Annotated in this window: 6 protein-coding genes and 1 pseudogene; all 7 read left to right on the forward strand. The window is 46.4% G+C overall.

Annotation, left to right across the window (positions count from 1 at the left end):
- The first annotated feature begins 380 nt into the window (after positions 1 to 380).
- Entirely contained in the window at positions 381 to 650 is a 270-nt protein-coding gene (locus Q0R35_RS11410; RefSeq protein ID WP_295617853.1) for a GlsB/YeaQ/YmgE family stress response membrane protein, read from the forward strand.
- Between the two features lie 65 nt (positions 651 to 715).
- Entirely contained in the window at positions 716 to 1,060 is a 345-nt protein-coding gene (locus Q0R35_RS11415) for a hypothetical protein (protein ID WP_295617856.1), read from the forward strand.
- 77 nt (positions 1,061 to 1,137) lie between these two features.
- Positions 1,138 to 1,791 carry a hypothetical protein gene (locus Q0R35_RS11420; protein ID WP_295617859.1) on the forward strand — a complete coding sequence of 218 codons (654 nt, stop codon included), beginning with the start codon at positions 1,138 to 1,140 and terminating at the stop codon, positions 1,789 to 1,791.
- Positions 1,792 to 1,857: 66 nt separating this feature from the next.
- A complete protein-coding gene (locus Q0R35_RS11425) occupies positions 1,858 to 2,181 on the forward strand; it encodes a hypothetical protein (RefSeq protein ID WP_295617862.1) in 324 nt (107 codons plus the stop codon).
- Between the two features lie 226 nt (positions 2,182 to 2,407).
- The gene (locus tag Q0R35_RS11430; protein WP_295617865.1) at positions 2,408 to 2,593 is read left to right on the forward strand and encodes a YqaE/Pmp3 family membrane protein; all 186 of its coding nucleotides are present in this window, start codon (positions 2,408 to 2,410) and stop codon (positions 2,591 to 2,593) included.
- A 30-nt stretch (positions 2,594 to 2,623) separates the two neighbouring features.
- Positions 2,624 to 3,037 carry a phage holin family protein gene (locus Q0R35_RS11435; protein WP_295617868.1) on the forward strand — a complete coding sequence of 138 codons (414 nt, stop codon included), beginning with the start codon at positions 2,624 to 2,626 and terminating at the stop codon, positions 3,035 to 3,037.
- 179 nt (positions 3,038 to 3,216) lie between these two features.
- Positions 3,217 to 4,812, forward strand: a pseudogene (locus Q0R35_RS11440) (MFS transporter); the annotation flags it as partial.

Below are 4,812 nucleotides of genomic sequence, written 5' to 3' on the forward strand. Positions count from 1 at the left end.
GTCGATGCGTCGCTGTCTCGCATAATCCGGGAGGGAACCTCCCGGCTGCGAGCCGCTAAATCCCCCTTCAAAAGCGGATGCGCGCACCGTCCTTTGTTCCCCGACAGTGAAGCGCACCAAGCGGGGGACTTCCGGATCCGGTGCCCCCCTTTGAAGGGGGGCTAGGGGGGATCTACGGATCGAAACGAAGTCTATCCGAATTGTGTGTGTACGGTAGCTCAGGGAGAGGGATTTAGGGTGAGGGCGATTAAGGCTCGAGCGACTATTCCTCTATCTATTGACGCTAGCTAAAAATCTAGATTTCATCCAATTGAGAGAAAGAGTATTAGATACCAGACTGGTAAATTGGGATTAACAAAATACGTTAGAGACATTTAGTTATGAACATTATTGCATGGGTAGTTTTAGGATTGTTAGCTGGCGCGATCGCTAAAGCAATCGTTCCCGGTCACCAAGGGGGCAGTTGGATTTCGACATTAGTCTTAGGTGTAGTTGGTGCTTTTATCGGTGGTAGTCTGCACTCGTTCATCCAGACGGGAACTCTGCAATTAGCCGCACCCGGTCTGAGTATTCCTGGCGTATTTGTCGCCGTATTGGGTGCAATTATCGCGATTTATCTTTATGGATTAGTCGCTCAAAGAAATATCTAAAAGCGGACGCAAATCGCCACCAGTTTACATCTTAGCTTTATTTATTTATCAAAGAGGAGCCTGACATGAAATACCTTAATGCCTTACTTGCAAGTGTTCGCCCTGTACGACTATTAATGTCTGTCGTTTTTTCGGCAATATTAGTCTTTGCTAGTAGCTTTCCTGCACTTGCAGGTAAAAGCGATCCGACTAAAGGCGTAGACCAATTACCCCAAATCGAAGCTAAGTCTCTAGAAGCACTCGATAATCCAGCGATGGATCCTAAATCTATCGAAGAACGCTCCAAAGGCGCACTCAATGAAGTCCAATCTGGTGCAGCAGATCGTAACAAAATGTACCGCTCTAACGATGCGAAGTTACCAGTGGTAAAACAGGTTGAAAAAACGATCGACAAACTGAAAAATAGCTAAGGCAGATCTGCCCAGCACCGCATCTACCCTGAAGTTGTCCGCACACTCACTCACTATAATTTTTGGAGAATATCATCATGGCATACGTAGATAGACCGAATGATTATGTTGGCGAACGGGCGATTCCCGTTGTTGCAAGCAGCTATCACGATCAAGTACGTTGGGGGCCGATTATTGCGGGCATCATGATTGCCTTGAGTACGCAGCTCGTCTTGAGTGCTTTGGGCGTAGCTGTTGGTGCTGGAGCAATTGGCGACTCTGGCGCACCTAGAACTGAAGCGGGTGGAGTCGGTGTCAATATTGGCATTTGGTCGATTGTTAGTTTATTAATTTCGTTATTCGCTGGCGGTTGGACTGCGGCTCGGACTGCGGGACGGATGAATCGGAATACCGCGCTATTAAATGGGGCAATTTTGTGGGCATCGACACTAGCTCTAAGTGCGTGGTTGCTCTCTAGCGGTGTCTCTGGAGCCTTTGGAGTGGCAGCTTCTAATGCTGGTAGTGTTGCCCAGACAGTTCAGCAAGCTAACCCGAATGCGATTTCATCGGCCACGCAAGCTGCTGCCAACACGCCTAAAATTACTGCTCAACAGACCCGCGATATTGCAGGTAATACTGCCAAGGTGAGTTGGTCGTTTGTCTTTGGATCGCTGCTCGGATTGATTGCTGCCTTACTCGGTTCAGCAGTAGGTGTTCGTAATCCTAGACCTAATACACTCGATCGTGAGTAACTAGCACAGATTCAGCCAGCCACCCGGAAAAGTTTGTAACTATTGCATTACTGAGGAATCACATAAATGCTCTTAACTCTAAATTTATTGCCAATTCTGCAAACACAATCTGCACGGATTAAAGCCAAGTTAGCCGAGTTAGATCGCACGCTAGAATCGCGATACGGCGATCGTTACTACCAAGTCAAGCAGCAATTAGACGGTACGAAAGTCGCGTACGAGAAAAGCAGAGCTGAAGCCGAACGTACTGGGATTATTCCGCTCGAACAAAAGCAGGAATCTACCACCCGCGAAGTTGCTAAAGCTGGTTCGTCAGCCGCTCGAACTGAAGCGTTGCTCAAGCAACGCTTGAAAGACTTCTGGCTGAGTATTAAAAACAAAAATCGCTAGAAATTAGTCTGTTGGCGGCGGGGATCTACCCTAGTTCGTTGAGTTGCGTAGTCCTTTACCCCACCCCAGCCCTCCCCTTATAAAGCGGATGCGCGCTCGTCGGGTTCCCCGACGGTTTAGCGCACCAAGCAGGGGAAGGGGCCGGAAAGCCCCCCCCTTTATAAGGGGGGGTTGGGAGAGTAGGTCGATCGCAAATCGGTATTTATTAACTAAATCACTTAAAAAAATGAAACTACTACCTTTAATCCTGGGCATTTTCATTCCACCCGTTGGAGTTTTCATGACTTATGGCATCGGGCCGACACTATTTATCAACATTGGCTTAACCTTACTCGGTTGGATTCCGGGTAGCATTCATGCAGTTTGGGCGATCGCCAAGCAAAACGAAAACTACAATGATTCGACTTATTAGCCGTACCAATTTGTTGCAAACTTAAAAAATATGACTAACAATACCAACCATTATCTCATCGGATTTGCGATGACAACCTTGGCAACAGCACTAGGTTTATTAATTATCGATCTAGTCGTGCCCGGTGTAAATATTGCTAATTTCCCCGCAGCACTAATCGCTGCTGTAGCGATCGGCGGAATTAATTCGACAATTCGCCCAGTACTATCGCTGCTGTCGCTCCCAATTAATATATTGAGCTTGGGATTATTCTCGCTATTCGTCAATGGTTTTTGCCTATGGTTGGCAGCACTATTCGTACCGGGATTTGCCATCAGCGGGCTTGTCGGATTTATCTTGGCTCCTATAGCTCTATCGTTTGCCAGCACTTTTCTCAATAACTATTTTGCAGAAAAGCAACTTACTGGTCAATCACCTTCACCATCGATCGTTAGTAATGATTAGCTCGATATTTAGCTAATGAATTAGCAACTAATTTTCTAACTTAGATTCGACTTATTTTATCGATTCTCATCCCCTAGGAAATTTTTTCTAGGTGGATTTTTGGTTTGCTAATGAAATCGGGCTTAAACCTAACAGTGCAGTAGAATCGACAGGTCTATTATCAATCGGAGAAAAACATCATGTTAACAGTTTTTATGCCGCAACTGGCACAGATTAGAATCGAACCTGGGGCATTCATATTAGAAAGCTCTTCTGCCCCCCAACTAATTGTCGGCTTACTATCGGGAATTGCGATGGCATTTGCCTTTCAATTATTATTAACTAACTTATCGATCGCGGCGATCGCTTCTCCTGGCGATTTGACCGATATCGATACCGATTCAGAAGATAGTTTGCTGTCTACCATTCGCGGGATCGAGACCAAGATTGGACTTGGTGTGTTGGTAACAGTGTCGATCGCTTTATTTGCAGCGTGTTATTTGGCAGTTAAACTCACGCTGGTAAATAGTACCTTTATTGGCGCGATCGTTGGTGTAACGATTTGGTCTGTTTATTTTACCGTCGTGATGTGGCTCGGATCGCGGGCTGTCGGCTCCTTAATCGGCTCGATCGTCAGTACGGCGACATCTGGCATTCAGGGAATTTTGGGCACTGCGACAACGGCTGTAGGTGCCAATGTGGCGAAAGGTCAAGCGATCTCCACTGCTGAAGAAATTACCGCCGCCGTCCGTCGCGAACTCACTGCTGGAATCGACCCCAGCAGCATCCAAAAAACGCTGCAAAGTTCGTTGAGCGGTCTCAAATTACCTAATTTAGACGTAGATAAAATCGGCTCACAATTTGAAAAACTCATCAAAGAATCAGATCTCAAAGGTCTCGATACCAGCGATTTACTTAGTAATATCGATCGCCAAACCTTTGTCAATCTAATTAGCAGTCGGACGGATTTTTCTAAACAAGACATCAGCCAAGTTGCCGACAAACTCGAAAGCACCTGGAAACAACTTACCAGCAAAGATGGACAGAAAGATGTCCAAAGTCAAGTTCGATCGTTACTTCAATCGGCAACTCCCGCAGATCTTAATACCGACGAATTAGCAACTAAACTCCAACAAATCGTCAAAGGTGCCAATCTCGGCGATGGCAATGGTGGCAACTTAGCTAGTCAAGCTCTGCAACTAGGTTTGAGTGCGCTGTTGGGTAAAGTGGTGCAAAATACCGACTTTTCAGATTTAGATGTCGAGAAAGTTGCCACTCAGGTAAATAAACTTAAAGCATCCGTACTCGGTGGTGATAGTGCTAAATCGGGATCGAGCGCAGAGCCGAATGAGGGTACCCCCGTATTTAGTCCGATTCGCGCCGACTTAGAAAACTACCTGTTGTTCTCACCCGCTTGGAAACTCAGCCAAGCCAATGCTAAAGAAGAATTCAAGCAAGTAATTTACGATCCGCAAGCAGATCCCGCCGCAATTCAACAAGAATTAGAGCCGATCGATCGCAATTACTTCGTCCAAACACTCTCATTGCGAGATGATATTCAACCCGATAGTATTGACAATTTAGCCAACTTTTTAGAGGCAGCTCGATCGGAAGTACTAGAATCCACCCGCGTCTCCAGTAACGCGATCCAATTGCCAGATCTTCAAGCTCAAGCTCAAGAGCTACGCGGTAAAGTCGCAGCTTATCTGCGCGACACCAATAAAGAAGAACTCAACCCCGACGGGATTGGGCGCGATCTGCAAGTATTATTTGAAGATCCCAAAGCCGGAATCGAT

The sequence above is a fragment of the Chamaesiphon sp. GL140_3_metabinner_50 genome, from assembly GCF_025361915.1.
Lineage (GTDB): Bacteria > Cyanobacteriota > Cyanobacteriia > Cyanobacteriales > Chamaesiphonaceae > Chamaesiphon.